Here is a 21,281-nt window from a genome sequence, read left to right as displayed (position 1 = left end):
ATGAACATATCTGCAATCCCCAATGAGACCGGCCTGATTATCACACTGACAGGCCGCCGCAACGCAGGTAAATCGTCTTTAATCAATGCACTGACAGATCAGGAAGTAGCTATTGTATCGGCTCATCCGGGTACGACCACCGCACCTGCTGGCTTGCAGTACGAACTATTTCCGTTTGGCTCAGTAACCCTTTTCGATACCGCAGGACTGGACGACTACGGAACCGATGGACTCCAACGAATGGCTGCAACCCGTAAGGTATTACGGCGAACAGACATTGGCATACTGGTTGTTACAGAGCACGGAATGCAGCAGGAAGAAAAACGGTTGCTGACTGAACTGTCAGAAATGGACATCCCTGTTATCGTCGTTTTTAACAAGTCTGACCTTACAACGCCTTCACAAGCTGACCTCGAAGCATGCTCCGGACATTCCATTGTTACAGTTTCCGCCACTACAGGCGAAAACATTGATGAACTAAAACGTTTCATTACTGCCACTGCCCCAAAGGAACTCATAGAAAAGCCAAAGCTTGTCAGCGATTTCATTACACCTGCGCAGGCAGTGCTGCTGGTACCACATAGCGACAGTGCTGTTCCCAAAGGCAGACTTGCTCAATCCCACATGCAAGTTCTCAGAGATGTTCTTGACGCGGATGCCTTGGCAACGGTCGTCAAAGAAACAGAACTATACGCTGCGCTTACTATGCTCAAAAAAGATCCGGTGCTTGTTATAACCGATTCTGAAATACTCCATGAAATAGCAGCGATAGTCCCAAAGCACGTGCCTCTCACGACCTTTTCAACAGTCTTCGCACGGTATAAAGGCAATTTAGCCAAGCTATTACAAGGTGCCTCTACCATTGATGAACTGCAAGACGGTGACAAAGTACTTATGCACGAATGCTGCCCTCACCATACACTGGACAACAATACCGATCATGAAAAAATAGCAGACTGGATTACTCAGTATACCGGCAAGAAGCTATCCTTTGACATAGCTTCTGAAGACGATCTTCCTGAAAACATTAAAGACTACAGCCTGGCAATTGTCTGTGGAGGTTGTAAATCGAGTCGTACTGCAATGCTACGACGAATGCGTGAATTCGCTGTACACGACGTACCAACCACAAACTACGGTATAGCTATCTCAAAAGTTCAAGGTGTACTGGAGCGGGTCATTCAACCGCTCTATGCATAATGTGTAACACAAAGCCCCTGCGCTGATCTCGCAGGGGCTTTTGTATGTCATACGTTTTCCTCTGAGATGCTCAATAAACTCCCCCTGCACCTGACAGTTACCCTCAATAAAAATAGAGCCTTACTAACTATTCAGCACTCTTTTAACTATCGTCAAACCGCTCAATCCAGCATATCCAGAGTGATTTAATGTTTTTCTGCAGACAACCGAAACAACTTCAACGCACTGTTTTTTAATCAATTTCAGGCACTGATACTTTTTCGCTTTTTTATTTGTAATGTGTTATTTTTTTCTGTAACCAGTTACACCCGTGTGTTCGGCTCATTTTTTTGCTACCGAACTTTACAAGGCAATTTTATCTACTTCTGCTGAATTAAGCAGAATTACATGTATATACACCCATTGGCTTTCTGGAGCGCATATGAAAAAAGCGACTCTTATTAACTCTGAAGTGTCCTACACTCTTGCAAAAATGGGACACTTTGATGCATTGACAATCTGCGATGCAGGTTTACCAATCCCTCAACATGTTCAACGCATTGACCTGGCCTTATCTGAAGGTGTGCCTTCCTTTATGGACACACTAAAGGCTGTCGTTTCTGAAATGGAAGTAGAGTCCGTCGAGCTTGCAAAAGAATTTCCTAACGTAAGCCCTGAGCTCCATAGCAAGGTAACTACCTTCTTTTCCATAATTGCAGAGCAGCGGAACAAAGAAATTTCCATTTCCTACGTCAGCCATGAAGAATATAAAGTAAATACACAGAACAGTGTTGCTGTTATTCGAACCGGCGAATTTACTCCGTATGCCAACATCACCCTGAAGTCCGGTGTCGTCTTCTAGGAGTCTATGCGTATGGGAACAGAGCTACTCAAGCTGGAAGGTATTGAAAAAAGCTTCCCCGGTGTAAAAGCACTGGACGGCGTAAACCTTACAGTTACAGCTGGACGCGTCATGGCGCTTATGGGCGAAAACGGCGCAGGAAAATCTACACTCATGAAAGTGCTTACCGGTATATATAAACGTGATGCCGGAAGCATGACCTACCTCGGTAAGAAAACCGAATTTAAAGGCCCTGCCCAGTCACAGGCCGCAGGAATTTCTATTATCCATCAGGAGTTGAACCTCCTGCCGGAACTCTCCATTGCTGAAAACATTTTCCTCGGTAGAGAAAAAACTGGAGCATTCGGCAACATTCAGTGGAATACCATGTACCGTGAAGCAGACGAGTTGCTGCAGCGCCTTGGTGTTACCCGCTCTTCAAAAACACGGCTTGGCGATCTGGGTATCGGTGAACAGCAGATGGTGGAAATTGCCAAAGCGCTGTCGTTCGAATCACGTGTCATCATCATGGATGAACCGACTGATGCACTCACCGACACTGAAACGCGGGCACTTTTCACTGTTATCAATGAACTACGCGACGCTGGTTACGGGGTTGTGTACATTTCTCACCGTTTGAAAGAAATTTTTGAAATTTGTGATGATGTCACTATCCTGCGGGATGGTAAATTTATTGCGGAAATGCCAGTAAAAGACATTACCGAAGACAGGCTTATCGAACTAATGGTGGGCCGCAAACTGGAAGACCAGTATCCGCGTATAGCTGTGGCCAAAGGCAACGTGAGTCTTGAAACAGACAATATTTCTGCTGCCGGAGTCAACCAAGTCTGCTTACAGGTAAGCGAAGGTGAAATTGTCGGTATTGCCGGACTGATGGGGGCAGGACGAACTGAGCTCATGAAAGCCATATTCGGAGCCAACCCGCTCACAGACGGCTGTATCAATCTGAATGGCAAGAAAATTACTATCAATACCCCGAAAGATGCTCTTGATGCAGGAATCGCGTTTATCAGCGAAGACCGCAAAGCAGACGGCCTTGTCTTAGGGCTTTCCGTCAAAGAAAACATGACGCTCTCTGCACTCAGGCATTTCAGCCACGCATCAGGTCAGCTGCACCACAGCAAAGAGCGCGATGCCGTGGACGAATATATTGATACCTTCAACATCAAAACACCGGGCAGACATCAGCCAGTGGGTAACCTCTCCGGCGGCAATCAGCAAAAAGTTGCCATTGCCAAAGGACTTATGACACGCCCTAAGATACTTATTCTGGATGAGCCTACCCGTGGTGTTGATGTGGGGGCAAAAAAAGAAATTTATCAGCTCATCAACACCTTTAAAAAAGAAGGCATGAGTATCATTCTTGTATCTTCAGACATGCCGGAAATTTTAGGAATGAGCGATCGTATTATTGTAATGCATGAAGGCTGTATCAGTGGAGAATTTACCGCTGCAGAAGCAAATCAGGAAAACATTATGGCCTGCGCTGTAGGTAAGAAGCGCTAGGATAGCACCCGTATGACAACTGCAAAAAAAACACTCACCACAAGACTTATAGAGCAAAAGACGCTCATTGCACTCATCATCATGGTCATTGTGGTATCGCTGCTTAACCCGAACTTTTTCACCACCGGCAATATTCTGAATACCCTCAGGCAAACTGCCGTTAATGCTATTATTGCTGTAGGGATGACCATGGTTATTCTTACAGCCGGAATCGACCTTTCTGTAGGCTCAATACTTGCGCTGTGCGGCGCTATCAGCGCCTCGCTCATTGCCAGCGAATTGCCGGTATTTATTGCTGTAACTGCAGCACTCGCTGCCGGAGCTATCGTCGGTGGCTTCAGCGGAATCGTCATTGCGAAGGGAAAAGTACAGGCATTTATCGCCACACTGGTTTCCATGACGCTGGTACGAGGACTGACCCTTGTTTACACAGACGGACGTCCTATCTCTACAGGATTCACTGATGTAGCGGACAGCTTTGCCTTTATTGGCACAGGTCACATGCTCGGGATTCCTGTTCCTATCTGGATTATGGCTTTCACTTTCCTTGCGGCTTGGTACCTGCTGAACCATACCCGTCTTGGAAGATATATCTATGCGTTGGGTGGTAACGAGGCTGCGACACGCCTTTCCGGCATTAATGTCGACCGCATTAAAATTGCCGTATACTCCATGTGCGGTCTGCTTTCTGCTCTGGCCGGCCTTATCGTCACCTCACGTCTTTCTTCTGCACAGCCAACGGCTGGTGCAGGATACGAACTTGATGCCATTGCTGCTGTTGTTTTGGGCGGAACAAGCCTGATGGGCGGCAAAGGCACCATCATCGGCACCCTGCTAGGTGCCCTGATTATCGGTGTTCTCAACAATGCTCTCAACTTGCTTGATGTTTCATCGTACTACCAGATGATTGCCAAAGCACTGGTTATTCTTCTGGCAGTACTCATTGATACGAAAAGCAAATAAGACCCCCCATTCTAAGGAGAAACTAAAATGAAAAGATTCTTTGGTTTTACTGCTACTCTAGCTCTTACACTGGCTCTCTGCATTCCTGCACATGCTAAAGACACCATTGCACTGGTTGTTTCTACATTAAACAACCCGTTCTTTGTTTCCCTGAAAGACGGTGCTGTTAAAAAAGCAAACGAAATGGGCTTTGAGCTTATCGTTCTCGATTCTCAGAACGACCCTAGCAAAGAGCTTGCTAACGTTGAAGATCTCACTGTTCGCGGCGTTAAAGCAATCCTTATTAACCCTACTGATTCTGATGCGGTATCCAATGCGATCCGTATGATCAATAACGCCAACATTCCTGTTATTACTCTTGACCGCGGTGCAACCCGCGGGAAAGTTGCCAGCCACATTGCTTCTGATAACGTAGCAGGCGGTAAAATGGCTGGTGATTACATGGCGCAGCTGCTTGGCAAAGGTGCAAAAGTTATCCAGCTGGAAGGTATCGCAGGCACATCTGCTGCCCGTGACCGTGGCGAAGGTTTTGCACAGGCAGTTAAAGCGAACGACTTTGTTCTCCTTGCAAGCCAGCCAGCAGACTTCGACCGCATCAAGGGTCTCAATGTAATGGAAAACCTGCTTGCGGCGCAGCCAGAAGTTCAGGGTGTATTCGCACAGAACGACGAAATGGCTCTCGGCGCAGTAAAAGCTGTTAAGGCAGCAGGCAAAAACGTTGTTATCGTGGGCTTTGACGGCACAAATGACGGTATTGAGGCAGTAAAGCGCGGCGACATGGCAGCAACCATCGCGCAGCAGCCTGCGCTCATCGGCTCTCTTGGTGTTGAAACTGCGGGCAAAATTCTTAAAGGTGAAAAAGTGGAAGCAAATATCCCTGTTCCACTTCAGGTAATCAAAAAATAATCTGCTCTGACAGAGTACTATTCTGACAAGTCAGGGCTGATATTCATATCAGCCCTGACTCACTCGAATACATCTATTTTTGGCCAGCGATACATATCGAGCTGGTAAAATGTGTACTTTCTTCTTGTTAACCCATCCATAACGCAAAGTATGAGACAGGGCTTGCACATATAAGGCGCTCGGTTACAAGCTTTTTGCGGAGTTACTATGGCTACGAAAAAACTGGTTGTTCTTGGAAGCGTTAATGCCGACCATATCCTTCAGGTAGACTCTTTTCCCCGTCCGGGTGAAACGGTCACAGGACACGGGTACCGTGTTGTTCCCGGTGGTAAAGGAGCCAATCAGGCTGTTGCTGCAGGGCGCCTTGGCGCAGATATTTCTCTCATCGCCTGCGTAGGTGATGATGATTTCGGCAAAAACATGCTCACAGCTTTTGCAAAAGACAATATCTACACAAGTGGCGTTATCTCCTTACCGAACACACCGACAGGTATTGCCATTATCTATGTGGACAGCAAAGGAGAAAACTCCATTGGAATTTCTGCGGAAGCTAATGCCCACTTACTGCCAGAGCTTGTTGAACCGCACATGTCATTACTCGACAATGCCGACACTATTCTCATGCAGCTTGAAACGCCACTGGTCACCATTGAAATGATGGCAAAAGCAGCACACGCAGCAGGAAAAAATGTTGTCCTCAACCCAGCGCCTGCCCGTCCGCTTCCAGATTCGCTGCTGGCAAATATCACCATGATTACTCCCAATGAAACAGAAACTGAGCTGTTAACAGGCGTGACCGTAACAACAGCAGAAGATGCACAAGAAGCTGCAGCTGTCTTTCATACAAAAGGTGTAAAAAAGGTTGTTATTACTCTTGGCAGCAAAGGAGCTTTTATCAGTGATGAAAGCGGCTCACGCATCATCAAGGGATTTACAGTCAGCCCTGTGGACACAACAGCAGCCGGCGATGTCTTTAACGGTGCACTTATAACCGCACTACTTGAAGAAAAAAATATGGATGACGCAATCAGATTTGCACATGCTGCTGCGGCAATTTCCGTAACACGTCTCGGTGCACAGACTTCTATTCCGAAACGTGACGAAGTCGACATATTTTTGCAGGGCGAACATCAATAGCTATACTGTCGCATAATCTTATTTTTGATAAGAACAACAGCATATTGCAAAAGCGACACACAAAACATGTGCTCTTTTTTGAGAAAAGGACACGTTACTGCGCTTTTTTTGTCAGATTTTTTCACTACTCTTTACAATCTATCATACTGAAATAAATATATTCATCGGGAAACCGGCAGCTTGCCAAGAACTGCACAGTATGCCAGAATCCCGCATACTCAGATGCGAACCAATTGACTCTAACGAAGCAGAGACCTATGACTCAAGTATCCTCCTTCATACGAACCTTGTTGTTCTCCACTATAGCGCTCTGTATTTTCAGCATATCCCTGCCGTCATCAGCCCATGCTGTATCACAGGAGATGAGACTGACCTCATTTCGCCTTGCTGAAACTGACGGTGCTCTGATGCTCAACTTCGGTGTTGGAGTCACCCAGCTTGATCAACTCCGTCTGTTACTCACAGAAGGAGTGCAAGTTGAACTATTTTGTCAGGTAAACCTGTCCAAACCACGCTCCTACTGGTTTAGAAAAGGTCTGACCGAAACCAGTGTCACAAGCCTTCTTTATTACGACACATTGACCAAAGAGTATTTCCTCACACTGCCTGACGACAAAGCACCGCATCGAAATAAAAGTTTACGAAAGTTACTGGAAGGAGCATGGAGATCTATCACCCTTCCTGTGGGAAGCACGACCTTAATGACTTCCGGTAATGATTACAGAGTAACTCTCTATGTCGAGATGATTAACACCGACGTGCCTGAGTGGCTCAGCAAATCTTTCTTCTTCTGGTCATGGGATCCTGCCCCTCCGATACAATATTCAACGGATTTCACGTACTGATAATACGCAGGTATTTTTATGACCCCTCATGATCAGGGCACAATTATAGTCAACGCAATCGACGCGCGCGAAAAAAAACGTCGCAAACGCGAACTCATTGTCGCGGCTGTCATCTTCCTTGTTATTATTGCCCTTACATGGATTGAGCTTAAATACCTTGGCGTGGATTCATATTTTTTCCTCGCCCTGTTCAACTTAAACTTTATCCTTGTTCTCCTTATTCTCTTCATTGTTCTGCGTAACGGGATTAAACTTATCCTCGAACGCCGCCGCAAAGTACTGGGCTCGCACCTGCGAACGCGCCTTGTACTTGTTTTCATGTGCCTGTCTCTTATCCCGACAGCACTCATGTTTGTTATCAGTACTCAGTTTGTGCAAACCTCCGTGGATTACTGGTTCAAAAATCAGGTAGAAACATCCATGGAGACAGCGCTTGATATCGGACAGGCATTCTATTCTGATTCACTAAATGATCTTGAGCATTTCAGTACATACATCATTACCCAAATCCGTAAACGCGAATTTGCATGGGGCGGAAAAGGAATGGATTCATTTCTTGAAGAAAAACGCTCCGAATACAACCTTACCGTTGTCGGTGTAATGACGCCCAAACGCACCGAGCAGAACTGGCACGGAAATAAAGATATTGAGAAAGTATGGGAAGAAACCAAAAGCCGTATTAACTGGGGCAACTTAGAAAAAAATCCCCGTTTTTGGTCTCTCATATGGCCTGGTGGCGCTTCTGACTATGCTGTGGGCGTTATGCCAGTTGATGAAGGAAAAACCGGCTATCTGGTTCTTGTTCGCAGCATCGGTAAAGATACCATGTTCAAACTCGATCGCATTGTACGCGGTCTGGATGAATACAAAAAGCTACGCACGCTTAAAAGACCACTGAAAATAACGCTCTACTTTATTCTGGGTGTTGTTACTCTGCTGATTATTTTAGGCGCTATGTGGTTCGGATTCCGTCTTGCAAAAGAGCTTGTAGAGCCAATCCTTGCCCTCGGAAAAGCAACAGAACGTATCTCCAAAGGTGACCTTTCTGTTCGCCTTGAAGACACTTCAACGGATGAGCTCGGCGTTCTTGTAGGCTCATTTAACCGCATGGCAGAAGATCTGGAACAAAGCCGCAACAGTATCACCGATGCCAATACAAAGCTGGAAAAACAAAATCTCGAAAAAGAACAGCGTAACAGATACATTGAGGCTGTTCTTGATAACACTGCAGCAGGCGTAGTTTCTGTCGATTCACTCGGTCATATTTCTACCATCAACAAGGCTGCTGCCTCCATGTTCGGTGTCTCAGCGCAGGCTCTTATCGGGTGGAATGTCCGCACACTGCTGAAAAACCGTGTTGAAGGTGAACTCGTAGGAGAACTGATAACGCACTTCCAAACTACTCCTGAATCACCTTGGAAACGCGAAATTGCTGTTACTATCAGAGGTCGTGAGCTTAAACTGCTCCTCAGTGCTATTGGTCTGCCTTCCCACGATGGAAATCAGTTTGGTTTTGTTGCTGTTATTGAAGATATTACCGAGCTTGAAAAAATGCAGCGCATGGCTGCATGGCGCGAAGTAGCACGCCGAATTGCTCATGAAATTAAAAACCCGCTCACACCGATAAAACTTTCTGCACAGCGACTGCAGCGTAAGTACGGCAAACAAATTGAAGAGCCTGCATTCAGCCAATGCACCAACCTTATTGTTAAAGAGGTTGAAGAACTGCAGAATATGGTTCAAGAATTCTCGGCATTTGCAAAGCTGCCGGAAGTTATGCTTGCTCCGGGTGAAATAGACCCGTTGCTTCAGGAACTTGTCACCTTATTCAAAAACTCCCACAGCGGCATAAGCTGGAACTACCAGCGCTTGAATGAAATTCCGATAATTCAGATGGACAACTCCGCACTGAAACGTGTGTTCATGAATATTATGTCCAATGCCGCGGAAATTCTGGCTGGAAAAGACACCGCCACCGTAACAGTTACTCTCGAACACAAACAGGCATTAGGACTTGTCCGTATTGATGTTGAAGATAACGGCCCCGGACTTACTCAGGAAGAACGTTCCCGTCTGTTTGAACCATACTTTTCCCATAAAAAAGGCGGCACAGGACTTGGCCTGACCATTGTAAAATCCATTATCAGTGACCACAGAGGCTACGTGCGCGCGAATAGCCCAGAGCACGGTGGCACCATTGTCACTGTAGAGCTTCCTGTGGTATAAGGGATAGGCACTCAATACAGGAGTCGTTCCAACCGTTGAACATGATGGAGCCAAAACAATGCGCGCTGTACTTCTTGGTGGTTCGGGTTTTATTGGCAGAGCTCTTACAAGTCGTCTGCTTGAACATGATGCTCATGTGGTTGTCACTTCACGCAACCCAGAACGCGGAAGGTACCTCATCCCTGAGGGCCACTCGTTTAATGTTGATTTTGCATTGTGGGATGGTAAAAATCCCGAGCAGCTGGCAACGCACATTAAATCCGCTGATGCCGTCATCAACCTCATCGGTTCGAATATCGGTGAAGGCCGCTGGACTGAAGAGCGCAAAGAAAAAATCCGAAGCTCGCGTGTTAACGCCGGCACTGCATTGTGCAAAGCTGTCAGCATGCTTGAAGACAAGCCTAAAGTAGCGATCCAGTGCTCTGCAATCGGATACTACGGTGGCTCCCCCTCATCCCCTGAAGACAGCTACATGACCGAAGAAAGCCCAGCAGGTCAGGGATTTCTCGCCTCAGTCTGCAAAGACTGGGAAGCATCCACAACCTGCATGGATGGTGACGGCTGCCGCCGTGCTATCGTTCGAACAGGGCTTGTTCTGGGGAATGGCGGTGTCCTGCAAAAATTTCTTCCCCCTTTCCGCATGGGGGTCGGCGGCCCTCTCGGAAGCGGCAACCAAGTCATGTCGTGGATACACATTCAGGATGAGGTTGATGCCATAATTCACATCATTAACACCCCTTCCTGCAAAGGCGTGTTCAATCTCACATCACCAAATCCGGCAACAATGACTACCTTCTGCAATACACTGGGAGCAACGCTCGGAAAACCGTCATGGCTCCGAGTCCCTGCAACAGTACTTCGCATGACTCTTGGGGAAATGGCTGAAGAGCTTATCCTTCAAGGTCAACGAGTGCTTCCAGAAAAACTGCTTGAATCCGGTTTCTGTTTTACGTATCCGTCGCTTGATGACGCGCTGAAAAACATCCTGCAGCAGTAACCTCTCAACGTTACATCCTGTTATATTACCACATGGAGCCTCTATGCCTCAGCCCAAGGCACGTATATTAATTATTGACGATGAAGAAGGAATCCGTTTCTCCCTCCGCGGTATTCTGGAAGACGAAAACTACTTGGTAGAAGAAGCCGAAAGCGGTGAACTGGGACTGGAAGCAATCAAAGAGCATTCACCGAACCTCGTCTTTCTTGATATATGGCTTCCCGGCATGGACGGCATGGAAGTTCTGACCAACATCAAGCAGCACGACAAATCACTGCCTGTTATTATGATCTCAGGACACGGGAATATTGAAACAGCCGTAAACGCCATTAAATATGGTGCACATGACTTTATTGAAAAGCCTCTGTCCTTGGAGAAAGTTGTTATCGCTGCTGACAAGGCCTTGGAATTTCAAAATCTTCGTAAAGAAAACCTTGCCCTTAAAACCCGCATCAAATCAGAACAGACTGTAGAAGTTACAGGAAACTCAAAACCTGTTCTCGAACTCCGTGAGCAAATTGAACGCGTAGCCCCTACTGATGCCTGGGTGCTTATCACCGGAGAAAACGGCACCGGTAAGGAAATTGCCGCCCGTTCAATCCACGCCCATTCGCGCAGGTCAGATAATCCTCTTGTAGCTGTAAACTGTGCAGCTATCCCTGAGGAACTTATTGAATCAGAATTATTCGGTCACGAACGCGGAGCCTTTACCGGTGCAGATCAATCAAAAACCGGTAAATTTGAAATGGCGGACAACGGTACACTTTTTCTGGATGAAATTGGTGACATGAGTATGAAAACGCAGGCAAAAATTCTGCGTATTCTTCAGGAGCAATCATTTGAAAGGGTAGGCGGAAACAAAACTATACGGGTCAATGTAAGGGTTATTGCCGCGACCAACAAAAAGCTTGAAGATGAAATCAGAGAAGGGAACTTCAGAGAAGACCTTTACTACCGCTTACGAGTATTTCCAATTTATGTTCCGCCTCTGCGAGTTCGCGGCTCTGATATTATTACCCTTATTGACAATTTCATTTCCACACTTGTCTCAGAACATGGCTTTAAACCACTGACCTTTGATGAAGAAGCAACCACCGCTCTTTTACAGTACGCGTGGCCTGGAAACGTCCGAGAGTTAAAAAACTTTGTCGAGCGCATGCTCATTATGTATGGCGGAAAGACTGTAACGGCACAGATGCTTCCTCCAGAATTTCATCAATATATGCCACAGCCGACCTCAAACTGTGACCAGCTTATCTCAGGTGGGGCTGTCGACTTCAAAGAAGCACGTAACCATTTTGAAGCTGCATTTCTTGAAGCCAAACTTAAAGAGTATGACGGCAACATCACCCGCCTTGCCGAAGCAATTGGGCTTGAGCGCAGCTATCTTTACCGCAAACTCCGCTCATACAACATCCAGTCAGAATAATCACAAAAAAAGATTATCGCTCGCATACGCAAAAGTCCTGAGACACGTGTGCTTACTCTGCATAGTATAAAGAGAAGTATTGAGTATGATACGCCCATTTCAAAAAGAGGATATGGAACCAGTCATCCAAATTTGGCTTGAAAGCTCTATTCAGGCTCACAACTTTATTTCTGAAGATTTTTGGACAGCAAAAGCCAAAGACATGCGAGCAATCTATCTTCCAGCTGCTGAAACCTATGTCTACGAAGATGTGGATGACGTTAACGGCTTCATCTCACTATACGAAAACACGATTGCAGCTATTTTTGTTTCACCATGTTGTCAGGGTAAGGGAATTGGCAAAGAGCTCATTGCAAAAGCTAAAGAACTTCGCAAGACCCTGCAGCTTACGGTTTATAAAGCCAACCACAAGAGTATATCTTTCTACGAAAAATGTGGATTCAGATTTTTATCTGAACAGCAGGATGAACATACAGGGTTTACTGAGTTAGTGATGATCTTCCCTTAGTAATCTATTTTAGTCTCCTTACAAAAAATCCGCTCATGACATAATGTCAAGAGCGGATTAATGCATGCTATTCAGTAATTTTTCTCAGCAATATTTCGGCAACTAGCTAGGTATTACCGTTACCCTTTTTAAGTAAAATATACAGAACTAACGACAAGAAATTTTCTTCAACAAAACTTACAACAGCTCTTTCATCGGGTAAATACGCTGTAACAATGTTGTCTTTTTATTTGTAATACTTAACTGCAATGCATATGCCTCATTCAACAATATTGATTCAGGCACAGTAAATGTTGTCACAATACGTTTAAAGCGGTTTATGCTAAAGTCCATATCTTTTTTATTGGCATCAACCACAACCACTTTTCCATTCTTTGTAATAAAAGAAAGGAGAATGGAGCCACGGATATTGCCTTTAGCATTCTTATTGTCCAGCTTGAGGGACAATCTCAGGTTACCGCCTGTCGCCTTTTGCAACTTCAGGTTAGATACTTCCACCATGTCTGTATCAATACTTTGTAACATGGAAGAAAGGTCAATCGGGGGAGGAAGTTCTGTCGAAGCCGCAACGCTCATGGAAGAAAATAACGCCTGTAGCTCTTCCGGATCATTGGACTGTAAAATTTGTTCGATGTTCTCCAAGCGTTCAACATACACTTTCAGATCTCTAAGTTCTTTCTGAATACCATGTCGTTCGTTCATAAGCGCTGTATTCTTTTTCCATAAAGAAGCACTCGTAAAAATTCCGCACACAGCGACTAAAACAACACAGGAAAGTACTATTAAGAGCATACGCAGGCTTGAAGGGCTCACCCTGTATCGCCGCACGTTGGTATCATCACGCATTATGAGGACACTATACTTTTCGCTCATCTATTTGGATCTCCACTCTTCACTTACAATGACCCATTGGTCACCTTGCGGCAGTAAAACTAATGTTTTTCTACCCTGGTCTGTGTATCCGGTACTGTCTCCATAGTATTGATCCATGCTTACTTCAAGCCCTCGCCCGGACAAGGTCATCTCTATGTCAGAAAGCATGATCTGCGCAGGTTTCGCACGTTGCCATACATCAATTTTATGATCAGCAATGGCTTTGATCCCCCGTCGTGTCCCCTGCACCGCATTCTTCGCATACCTGCTGATGTACCCCTCAACTGACCCGCTTTTCCAGTCAGTGACCCAAGCATCAAGAAAGTTATGCACATTTGCAGCCTTAGCGTCAAGGTACGCCTTTTCTATACCATTTTTCCTTTCTTTCCATTCCATACCGACAATAATGAACTTACCGGCATTATTTTTTTGCCAGTAAAGGCGGCGAATTCCTTGAGAAACAAGATTCGGCGCTCTGTAGTACTGATCGAACCATGTTACCCAGTAATCAGGGCCCTGCAGAACGTTTACATCATCAGTCCATGTAATAATCCATGGTAATCTTTTGAAAAGACGCTGTTTTCTTTGTGCGAAAGCTTCAAACGATTCATCCATACTTTTTGTAAAAGCTTCCGGTGAAAACATTTGTAAAAACTCAGGAGAACGGTTCTGCCAAGCAGCAATCCACTGCTGAGTCTTCTCTTTAAGCACATCCACCTCTGAGCCTGCGCGCAAATAAGGTGCAACCTGTTCTGCCAGAATGACAGGAGTGTTTGTTGTCACCTTCGTATATAAATCGGCAATATCCGGATTATTTAAAGCAATACATCCTTTTGTTTCTCTAGGAACAATAGGAGCACCTCTTCCGTGTATCCAAATACCATGGCCGCTTTTCTCATTCAGCCTGTCTACCGGGTTAGGATAATTCAATGTATACGCTTCGTTACCATACAAAGCATAGTCTAATCCGGCTGTACGCCTCATCTCTACAAAGTAGACACCTTCAGGAGTTTTCCTGTCACCTTCACGCCACTTATCACCCTTCACCTGTCCAGAGCTGCACGGAACTTTCTGCGATGTAAGCTCGCTGGCTTTTTGTCCATAAAACAACGCAGATTGCTCGGATTTATCCACAGTAACAAGCATGGGGAGCTCTGTGGCTTCCTCAGCCACCACAGCTTGCCAACCGGCAAAGACAGGAACAACAGATACGCTAAGAAAGATGCAAGTCAGTAAGAAGTACGGGAACGGGCGCATGAACATCCTTATCTCGGAGAGAAAAACTCTCCACAAACCTAGAGCAGTTAAAAAAGCTATTGAAATGTAAATCCAAACTGACAAAGGACATGAGAGAAGGAAAATTGTCAAGGAATTGCGGCTTTGTGCATACAAAAAAAATGTAAAAAAAAAGTGCTCCCATGCGGAAGCACTTTATTATAACTCCGTATAAAGACTTTTAGCTAGTCGCAAGCGCTACAAGTTCTTTACGATCAAAGATAGATACAAGGTTGTAGCCACGCTCTGCAAGTGCTTCGCGACCACCTTCATCACGATCAAGCACAGCGCATACGCAAGACACCTTGAGGCCGGAAGCTTCAATGCGTTCAATTGCAGTAATAACAGAACCACCTGTTGTTACTACATCTTCAAGCATGACAACCACGTCGCCTTCTTCAAAGTTGGCAAGACCTTCAACACCCTGTCCGGTACCATGCCCTTTAGGCTGCTTGCGAACGATAAGTGCAGGGAGGTGTCCACCTTTCTCGAAAGAGATAACAGAAGTGGAGCTTACAAGCGGGTCTGCACCAAGTGTCATACCGCCCACACCTTTTACTTCAGCAGCATTCTCAAGGCCGCAAATGAGTTCGTAGAACAGGTTGCCGATCAACCAGGCACCTTCAGGGTGCAGAGCGGTCTGACGGCAGTCGAAGTAGTAATCACTCTTTTTTCCAGATGCGAGAGTGAAATCACCTTCTTTGTAAGACTTCTCGTAAAGAAGTTCTGCAAGACGTTTTTTAAGTTCTGCCATTTTCCGCTCCATTAATCACTATATAAGTCTGTTAAGAATTGAATACACGGTCAAAAATTAAATCTTCATGACGCAGGTAGTAGGTTGCATCAAAGATTTCATCCATTTTTTCAGGTGCGATACGCGTGCTGATTTCAGGATCTTTTCGTACCAGATCTTCGAAAAGTTGCTTTGTATCCCAGCTTTCCATAGCACACTTCTGCACCATTACATACGCATCCTGACGCCCCATTCCGGTTTCAACAAGGCCAAGCAGTACGCGCTGGGAGAAAAAGAGCCCCATAGAACCAACAAGGTTGCGATCCATATTTTCAGGAATAACACGCAAGTTGGAAACAAGGTTGGACAAACGATTGAGCATGTAGTTCATGAGGATTGTGGTATCCGGCATAATTACACGCTCCACAGAAGAGTGGCTGATATCACGCTCATGCCACAACGCCTGATTCTCCATTGCGGAAACTGAGTTTGTGCGAACAAGGCGGGAAAGGCCTGTAAGGTTTTCCGCAGAAATCGGGTTCTTTTTATGCGGCATTGCAGAAGAACCTTTCTGTCCCTTGCGGAAGCCTTCTTCAGCTTCAAGCACCTCTGTACGTTGCAGGTGACGCAGTTCAACACAAAGACGCTCAATACCACCCGCCGCAACAGCCAGCGCGGTAAAGTAAGCAGCATAGCGGTCACGGTTGATCACCTGTGTGGAGATAGGGTCCACAGCAAGACCGAGCAGTTCACAGGTAATAGACTCCACTTCAGCAGGAATCATTGCCATTGTACCCACAGCGCCGGAAATTTTACCGACACGAACACCTTCTACAGCAGCCTTAAAACGTTCATAATGACGCTTAAACTCTGCGTAGAAACCAGCCATCTTCAGGCCGAAGCTTGTCGGTTCTGCATGGATTCCATGAGTACGGCCCATGCACAGGCGACCTTTATTTTCGTGCGCAATAGTTTTCAGTGTCTCAAGCATTTTTTCAAAGTCTTTGAGAATGATATCACCTGCGCGGGAAAGCAGAACGCCGTTGGCTGTGTCCACAATATCGGAAGATGTACAGCCAAGGTGGATAAAGCGAGCCGCCGGGCCTACTTTTTCTTCAACAGCAGTGAGGAAAGCAATCACATCATGACGTGTGGTTTCCTCAATCTCAAGAATACGGTCCACGTCAAAATCGGCCTTCTCACGAATCTGCTGCATACTTTCATCATCGATTTCGCCAAGGCGGTGCCACGCCTCACACACTGCGATTTCAACTTCGAGCCAGACGCGGAATTTGTTTTCAAGCGTCCAGAGCTGACCCATTTCAGGGCGAGTATAACGATCGATCATTTTAGCGTTCTCTTACATAAGGTTGCGGTTAACGATTGCTATGCACAAAAAAGGCAGCCAATACAGGCCGCCGAAAAATATCTATCAAGATGCAGAAGAGGATGAGGAACTGGAACACCCGGAAGAATCGGATGGAATGTCCTTTTTAGCGGGGTTTGATGCCGCACTGTTTTTTCCATATTCGGAAACATACCAGCCACCGCCTTTCAATACAAAGGTAGTGTTGGAGATAATGCGTTCAGCTACTCCACCGCAGACAGGACAAGTAATGGACTCATCACCCTCAGTACAGGATGTAGTCCATTCTTCAAAAATTTGTTCGCACGCATTACAGCGATATTCGTAAATGGGCACGATACCCTCCATCAACAATACAAAAACTAGAAAAGCTGAACAGCGGCTTCACTGTTAATAAACATGAAACCGCTGCCAAGAAAAATGCCGTTTTCCAGCCTGCCAATGCAGCAGGAAAACATTACCGAGCTTGTAAGCAGCCGATAATTTATCGTAAAGAAGCTTATGCGTTCTTAGCAGCAACTGCTTCTTTAATGCGAAGTTTCATTGCTTTTTTACGGCGATGACGGCGACGATCAAGTTCTTTCTTACGTTCATGTTTCTTATGAGCCATTGTAATTCTCCTTAGCGGTCTTTTCGAAAGTCGGGATGATACAGTAGAAGCAACCTGTTGTCCAGCAAAGCATCACTCAACAGATGATTCTATTTTCGGTCGTGAAAGCCGCTCACCCGTTCAGAACAGTGAATTTGAGCAGAAGTAAAACCTGAATTGTTCAGCGTTTCTTCAATAGCGTCATGATGCTTATGCAGCATGCCTTTTTCTGCGGCTGCGACCTGCAATAGCTGCGAGCCATCATCCAGAATCCGCACTCTAAAGTTTTGCAATCCATAGCGCTTTAACGCCGCCTCGCACTCTTCAACCTTTTGTAAAAGATGAATATCCGGAACAGTACCATAAGAAAAACGCGTCAGCAGGCAGGGAGTAGCAGGCTGGTCAGCATGCTCCATCCCTGTAGCTCGAGCAAACTCACGCACTTCGTCTTTGGTAATTCCGCACAATGCAAGCGGACTGATAACACCAAGCTCTTCCAGCGCCTTCAATCCCGGCCTGTATTCTCCAAGATCCGATGCGTTTGTGCCATCTAAAATTACTGGCTCGCTGTCACCAATACTATTGCTTTCCACCATACGCTTAATGGTGGAAAACAACAGATGCTTACAATGATAGCAACGCATTTTGTCATTTGCCGCAATCTCAGGCATGGACAAAGGTGACAGACGTAACGCTTTGTACGGCACATCATGAGTCTGCAGCCAATTTAGCGCCTTTGCAGATTCTGCACGAGGAACATGCTCGCCTGTAATATGCACTGCAGTAAATTCAATATCTGCACGATGCATGATGTGGGCAAGAAAACGACTGTCCACTCCACCGGAAAAGGCCAGAACAGGAGAAAAAAAGCCCTTGAGTTTAGACTCAAGGGCTTGAAGTTTAGCAGTATTTACCATGCGGGAATTTTTTCCACTGGTTCGCTCAAAAGAAACTCGCCCTTTTGAATCCATTCTTTAAGTTTGTCTGCAATCTCAAGTGAAATCGGGTAACTGGTCATAGGCACTGTCTCAACCTTTTTGCCCATAATCTCCACTTCACCGGACTTCAGCTCTTCATAGGTACAATGCTGGAGTACACGCGGCAATCCATTCGGATAATCGTGCCCGTAGTCTTTTACCGGCATTTCAATATCACTGTCTGCCACACCAGTGTACCAGGCAATCTCTTCATTAAGCACCGGAATAGGAATACCTACCCCGACACTCATGGTGTTACCGTAGCCTATGAAGCTCAAGCCACGCAAGTATCTGGCTTCCATTTGTTTCAAATCACCTTTCAACTCCAGCGTACCGGCAGGAGAAAGAGGAATACCGCGTTCATTACGTTTAGGATTAGGAACATGCTGCGTACCTGCACCAATAACATACCCGATACCGCCACCAAGGAAGATACGTGTACCAAGCCCGATAGTCTTAAACAGCGGATCATTAAACAATGGCGATAAACAACCTGCAGTCGCAAAGTTTACATTGCGCATATTCGGCTTAAGTGGCCCCATGTAGGTGTACACAATCCGGCTGGTAAGGTTAACAGCAGCATTGTAGTTCTGGTAGCAGTTACGAGGGTTAAACAGTTCAGCATGAGGCAGATCTGCAAGCGTAATCTCTTTTTCATACGATTTACGCGGATAGCAATCAGTACCATAGGCTTCAGCACGCAATGAAACAGTGCGCCCTGCTACCAGATCTTCAATAACATTACCGCCGCCGTATTTAAACTGTCCCGGATACACCTTGTTAAGGGGATCATCTTCCCTCGGCTCCGTCGCGCCCAGATATCCGTCAACAGCAGCAAGCCCCGCATACGCAGGCACGCCGTTAAGAGTAACCTTGGATGTCTTGATTGTTGGTGGCTCTTTCTGGCCGATGTTAAAGAGAAGACCGGATGAGCACATCGGCGAAAAAGTACCGGTTGTAACTACGTCCACCTCTTTGGCAGCCTTTTCTTTACCCATTGTACGTACCGCTTCGGTCATTTCCTCAGCGTTCAATACAACGGCCTTACCGGAACGAATTCGCTCATTAATCTCAGCAATAGTTTTGTTTACTTTAGTGTGTGCCACTTCCGCCCCTCCTTAAGGAAGATATTCTTTTCATGATGTGATTCGATCTATATCAATTTTTGCAGATAACCTCAAGTAGTGCAATTTCAAAAATGTTATCCTTTCCATCTTACATCTCAGAAAACATTTTTCCTGTTTTTTCAGTACAAAAAAAAGACAGCCTTTCTTTCCTTTGTTGTTTTACTCTGCATAGGACTGTACAACAACTTAAGAAAAAAAGGCTGTCTTTTTTATTTCTTCAGAAAAAATCTTACATAAGTGATAAAACTTTTTTTGCACCTGCGTGATTCGGATCAAGATCAAGGCAGGTTTCAAGATGAACTCTAGCCAACTCCATCTCTCCGCCCTTATAGAATATCAGCCCCATATTATACGCAACGGTTGTTTCCGTACGTACAAATTCCTGATTCAACTGAATCACTTTCTTCAGGCAGGCCACAGCCTGTGCAAAATCTTTCCCCTCAGCCGAGGCCACGGCAATATTGTAGTAAAGATTTTCATCCTTTCTGGATACTTGAAGAGCACGCTTGTATTCCTGGACAGCCTCACGCCACTTGCCTTGTTTACGCAAAACAATACCAAGAGTGTTAAAGGTATCCACATCCCCTTTATCAAGACTGTCACCCTTTACACGCAAAGCCCGGCGTAAATATTGCTCTGCACGTTGTGGGTCCTGCTCTTCATACGCAGTGGCAATGCGCTGTGACACACTGCCCAGATAATCCATTGCCTCTTTATTAGCCTGACGCAACGCGCCCTCGAAATACGCATCTGCACTGACAAAGTTCCCCAGATCAACATATATCGACCCAATATCAAGCTTTCGCTCAACATTCAGCGGACTCATTTTATCAAGCTTGGTAAGACAATCGAGCTGCCGTTTCTTTACTCCGGCAACACCATACAAATCTGCGAGTTTTTTTAAAGGATCAAGAAACAGCGGTGCTGAATCCCCTGCTCCCATGTAACATTTATGCGCCTGTTCATACTTCTTCAAGCCCTTGTAGGCATCCCCCATAACAAGAAGAGCAGCAGAATGTCCCGGTTTCGCCTTCAGGACTGTCTTTGCAACATTAGCTGCATCTTCATAAGCGCCTTGCTCCAGCATAGTTTTCGCAATTTCAACAAGCTGACTAACCTTGCTTTGCGGCTTAATGCTATGAGCAACCTTCTCAATAAACGTATTAATAGCGATAGGTTTAGTGATAAAGTTGTCCGCTCCAAGTTCGTGCAGAAGAATAAACTGCTCACGAGGAGCCTCTGTCATGGTTATAAAAACCACGCACTTACTGTATTCGTCTTTAATCTTACGAACCAGCGATGACATTTCTTTATCTTTAAAAATACGCTCGATAAAAACTAATAATTTTTTGTCGGATGCAAGCTCTTTCTTAATTAGTTTAAGGGTTTCTTCAACTGAACTAACTTGCGAAAAACACTTGTTTCGCAATCCCAAATGCTTATTGAGTGTTTGCCGCAAAAGTGTCGTAAAGTTGGTGTCCTCGGTCAAGACTATGGCATAGCCGTTTTTCTTCATGAAAAAGTCGATTATGCTAGCCTCGAATTTTCTAAATTCCATTTTAGCTAAAACACTTTCAATCGACATGAGAGCTCCAACCTTCGGCCGTGTCTAAACACCACGCGGGTATGCTGGGGATAATGCACACAGTACGTTATTACCAGATTACAATCGCGACAAAAGAACGTTACCGCATGCACGATCTGACAACGCAACGTACTGTGAACCCTAGGTGTTCTGTGAGTGCTTGGTTAAAATAGTTTCTGGCAATATAGCCAGTCGCAG

Annotated in this window: 20 protein-coding genes; 11 read left to right on the top strand and 9 right to left on the bottom strand. The window is 45.6% G+C overall.

Going from position 1 to position 21,281, the window contains the following annotated elements; translation table 11 throughout:
- The 11 genes from hydF to SP90_RS01765 all read left to right on the top strand — a co-directional run bounded on the left by hydF (window position 1) and on the right by SP90_RS01765 (window position 12,558).
- Window positions 1-1,200, top strand: coding sequence for a [FeFe] hydrogenase H-cluster maturation GTPase HydF (gene hydF, locus SP90_RS01815; protein WP_066851956.1), 1,200 nt, complete (start codon window positions 1-3; stop codon window positions 1,198-1,200).
- A gap of 421 nt (window positions 1,201-1,621) precedes the next feature.
- Entirely contained in the window at window positions 1,622-2,041 is a 420-nt protein-coding gene (gene rbsD, locus SP90_RS01810) for a D-ribose pyranase (protein ID WP_066851954.1), read from the top strand.
- Between the two features lie 12 nt (window positions 2,042-2,053).
- Window positions 2,054-3,547, top strand: a complete 1,494-nt coding sequence (rbsA, locus tag SP90_RS01805) for a ribose ABC transporter ATP-binding protein RbsA (RefSeq protein WP_066851952.1) — start codon at window positions 2,054-2,056, stop codon at window positions 3,545-3,547.
- Window positions 3,548-3,559: 12 nt separating this feature from the next.
- On the top strand, window positions 3,560-4,510 hold the full coding sequence (gene rbsC / locus SP90_RS01800; RefSeq protein WP_066851950.1) for a ribose ABC transporter permease: 951 nt from the start codon (window positions 3,560-3,562) through the stop codon (window positions 4,508-4,510).
- 27 nt (window positions 4,511-4,537) lie between these two features.
- The gene (gene rbsB, locus SP90_RS01795; protein ID WP_066851947.1) at window positions 4,538-5,416 is read left to right on the top strand and encodes a ribose ABC transporter substrate-binding protein RbsB; all 879 of its coding nucleotides are present in this window, start codon (window positions 4,538-4,540) and stop codon (window positions 5,414-5,416) included.
- 207 nt (window positions 5,417-5,623) lie between these two features.
- Window positions 5,624-6,553: a ribokinase gene (rbsK, locus tag SP90_RS01790; protein WP_066851945.1), complete on the top strand. Its 930-nt coding sequence runs from the start codon at window positions 5,624-5,626 to the stop codon at window positions 6,551-6,553.
- Window positions 6,554-6,810: 257 nt separating this feature from the next.
- Window positions 6,811-7,398, top strand: a complete 588-nt coding sequence (locus tag SP90_RS01785; protein ID WP_066851943.1) for a DUF4390 domain-containing protein — start codon at window positions 6,811-6,813, stop codon at window positions 7,396-7,398.
- An 18-nt stretch (window positions 7,399-7,416) separates the two neighbouring features.
- A complete protein-coding gene (locus SP90_RS01780; protein WP_066851941.1) occupies window positions 7,417-9,624 on the top strand; it encodes a sensor histidine kinase in 2,208 nt (735 codons plus the stop codon).
- Between the two features lie 58 nt (window positions 9,625-9,682).
- Entirely contained in the window at window positions 9,683-10,621 is a 939-nt protein-coding gene (locus SP90_RS01775) for a TIGR01777 family oxidoreductase (RefSeq protein WP_066851939.1), read from the top strand.
- Window positions 10,622-10,664: 43 nt separating this feature from the next.
- On the top strand, window positions 10,665-12,050 hold the full coding sequence (locus tag SP90_RS01770) for a sigma-54-dependent transcriptional regulator (RefSeq protein ID WP_066851937.1): 1,386 nt from the start codon (window positions 10,665-10,667) through the stop codon (window positions 12,048-12,050).
- Window positions 12,051-12,135: 85 nt separating this feature from the next.
- The gene (locus SP90_RS01765) at window positions 12,136-12,558 is read left to right on the top strand and encodes an N-acetyltransferase (RefSeq protein ID WP_066851935.1); all 423 of its coding nucleotides are present in this window, start codon (window positions 12,136-12,138) and stop codon (window positions 12,556-12,558) included.
- A 177-nt stretch (window positions 12,559-12,735) separates the two neighbouring features.
- On the opposite strand, the gene SP90_RS01760 is transcribed toward SP90_RS01765, so the two are convergent.
- The 9 genes from SP90_RS01760 to SP90_RS01725 form a co-directional block, all read right to left on the bottom strand.
- Entirely contained in the window at window positions 12,736-13,431 is a 696-nt protein-coding gene (locus SP90_RS01760) for a hypothetical protein (protein WP_066851933.1), read from the bottom strand.
- A complete protein-coding gene (locus SP90_RS01755; protein WP_197498743.1) occupies window positions 13,432-14,688 on the bottom strand; it encodes a L,D-transpeptidase family protein in 1,257 nt (418 codons plus the stop codon).
- A 199-nt stretch (window positions 14,689-14,887) separates the two neighbouring features.
- The gene (pyrE, locus tag SP90_RS01750; protein ID WP_066851931.1) at window positions 14,888-15,460 is read right to left on the bottom strand and encodes an orotate phosphoribosyltransferase; all 573 of its coding nucleotides are present in this window, start codon (window positions 15,458-15,460) and stop codon (window positions 14,888-14,890) included.
- A gap of 31 nt (window positions 15,461-15,491) precedes the next feature.
- Entirely contained in the window at window positions 15,492-16,787 is a 1,296-nt protein-coding gene (gene purB, locus SP90_RS01745) for an adenylosuccinate lyase (RefSeq protein WP_066851930.1), read from the bottom strand.
- Window positions 16,788-16,871: 84 nt separating this feature from the next.
- The gene (locus SP90_RS01740; RefSeq protein ID WP_066851928.1) at window positions 16,872-17,141 is read right to left on the bottom strand and encodes an FmdB family zinc ribbon protein; all 270 of its coding nucleotides are present in this window, start codon (window positions 17,139-17,141) and stop codon (window positions 16,872-16,874) included.
- 163 nt (window positions 17,142-17,304) lie between these two features.
- Complete coding sequence (locus SP90_RS16895; RefSeq protein WP_322788046.1) at window positions 17,305-17,415, bottom strand: DUF6800 family protein; 111 nt, start codon at window positions 17,413-17,415, stop codon at window positions 17,305-17,307.
- Between the two features lie 89 nt (window positions 17,416-17,504).
- Complete coding sequence (larE, locus tag SP90_RS01735; protein WP_066851926.1) at window positions 17,505-18,311, bottom strand: ATP-dependent sacrificial sulfur transferase LarE; 807 nt, start codon at window positions 18,309-18,311, stop codon at window positions 17,505-17,507.
- Complete coding sequence (locus SP90_RS01730; protein WP_066851924.1) at window positions 18,305-19,477, bottom strand: homocysteine biosynthesis protein; 1,173 nt, start codon at window positions 19,475-19,477, stop codon at window positions 18,305-18,307. Before SP90_RS01730 ends, larE begins: the two co-directional genes overlap by 7 nt.
- A 250-nt stretch (window positions 19,478-19,727) precedes the next feature.
- Complete coding sequence (locus tag SP90_RS01725; RefSeq protein ID WP_082936247.1) at window positions 19,728-21,083, bottom strand: tetratricopeptide repeat protein; 1,356 nt, start codon at window positions 21,081-21,083, stop codon at window positions 19,728-19,730.
- Between the last annotated feature and the right edge of the window lie 198 nt (window positions 21,084-21,281).

Origin of the sequence: Halodesulfovibrio spirochaetisodalis, assembly GCF_001672295.1 — a bacterium.
Lineage (GTDB): Bacteria > Desulfobacterota > Desulfovibrionia > Desulfovibrionales > Desulfovibrionaceae > Halodesulfovibrio > Halodesulfovibrio spirochaetisodalis.
Note: the sequence above shows the minus strand (reverse complement) of the source record. Positions and strands in the feature narration are given on the sequence as shown.

Bases quoted from the DNA above. Each gene is read 5' to 3' on its own strand.
- SP90_RS01780 (WP_066851941.1), top strand. From the start codon at position 7,417: ATGACCCCTCATGATCAGGGCACAATTATAGTCAACGCAATCGACGCG.
- larE (WP_066851926.1), bottom strand. From the start codon at position 18,311: ATGGTAAATACTGCTAAACTTCAAGCCCTTGAGTCTAAACTCAAGGGC.
- hydF (WP_066851956.1), top strand. From the start codon at position 1: ATGAACATATCTGCAATCCCCAATGAGACCGGCCTGATTATCACACTG.
- SP90_RS16895 (WP_322788046.1), bottom strand. From the start codon at position 17,415: ATGGCTCATAAGAAACATGAACGTAAGAAAGAACTTGATCGTCGCCGT.
- SP90_RS01760 (WP_066851933.1), bottom strand. From the start codon at position 13,431: ATGAGCGAAAAGTATAGTGTCCTCATAATGCGTGATGATACCAACGTG.
- pyrE (WP_066851931.1), bottom strand. From the start codon at position 15,460: ATGGCAGAACTTAAAAAACGTCTTGCAGAACTTCTTTACGAGAAGTCT.
- rbsA (WP_066851952.1), top strand. From the start codon at position 2,054: ATGGGAACAGAGCTACTCAAGCTGGAAGGTATTGAAAAAAGCTTCCCC.
- SP90_RS01775 (WP_066851939.1), top strand. From the start codon at position 9,683: ATGCGCGCTGTACTTCTTGGTGGTTCGGGTTTTATTGGCAGAGCTCTT.
- purB (WP_066851930.1), bottom strand. From the start codon at position 16,787: ATGATCGATCGTTATACTCGCCCTGAAATGGGTCAGCTCTGGACGCTT.
- SP90_RS01785 (WP_066851943.1), top strand. From the start codon at position 6,811: ATGACTCAAGTATCCTCCTTCATACGAACCTTGTTGTTCTCCACTATA.
- rbsD (WP_066851954.1), top strand. From the start codon at position 1,622: ATGAAAAAAGCGACTCTTATTAACTCTGAAGTGTCCTACACTCTTGCA.
- rbsB (WP_066851947.1), top strand. From the start codon at position 4,538: ATGAAAAGATTCTTTGGTTTTACTGCTACTCTAGCTCTTACACTGGCT.
- SP90_RS01765 (WP_066851935.1), top strand. From the start codon at position 12,136: ATGATACGCCCATTTCAAAAAGAGGATATGGAACCAGTCATCCAAATT.
- rbsC (WP_066851950.1), top strand. From the start codon at position 3,560: ATGACAACTGCAAAAAAAACACTCACCACAAGACTTATAGAGCAAAAG.
- SP90_RS01770 (WP_066851937.1), top strand. From the start codon at position 10,665: ATGCCTCAGCCCAAGGCACGTATATTAATTATTGACGATGAAGAAGGA.
- SP90_RS01755 (WP_197498743.1), bottom strand. From the start codon at position 14,688: ATGCGCCCGTTCCCGTACTTCTTACTGACTTGCATCTTTCTTAGCGTA.
- rbsK (WP_066851945.1), top strand. From the start codon at position 5,624: ATGGCTACGAAAAAACTGGTTGTTCTTGGAAGCGTTAATGCCGACCAT.
- SP90_RS01725 (WP_082936247.1), bottom strand. From the start codon at position 21,083: ATGTCGATTGAAAGTGTTTTAGCTAAAATGGAATTTAGAAAATTCGAG.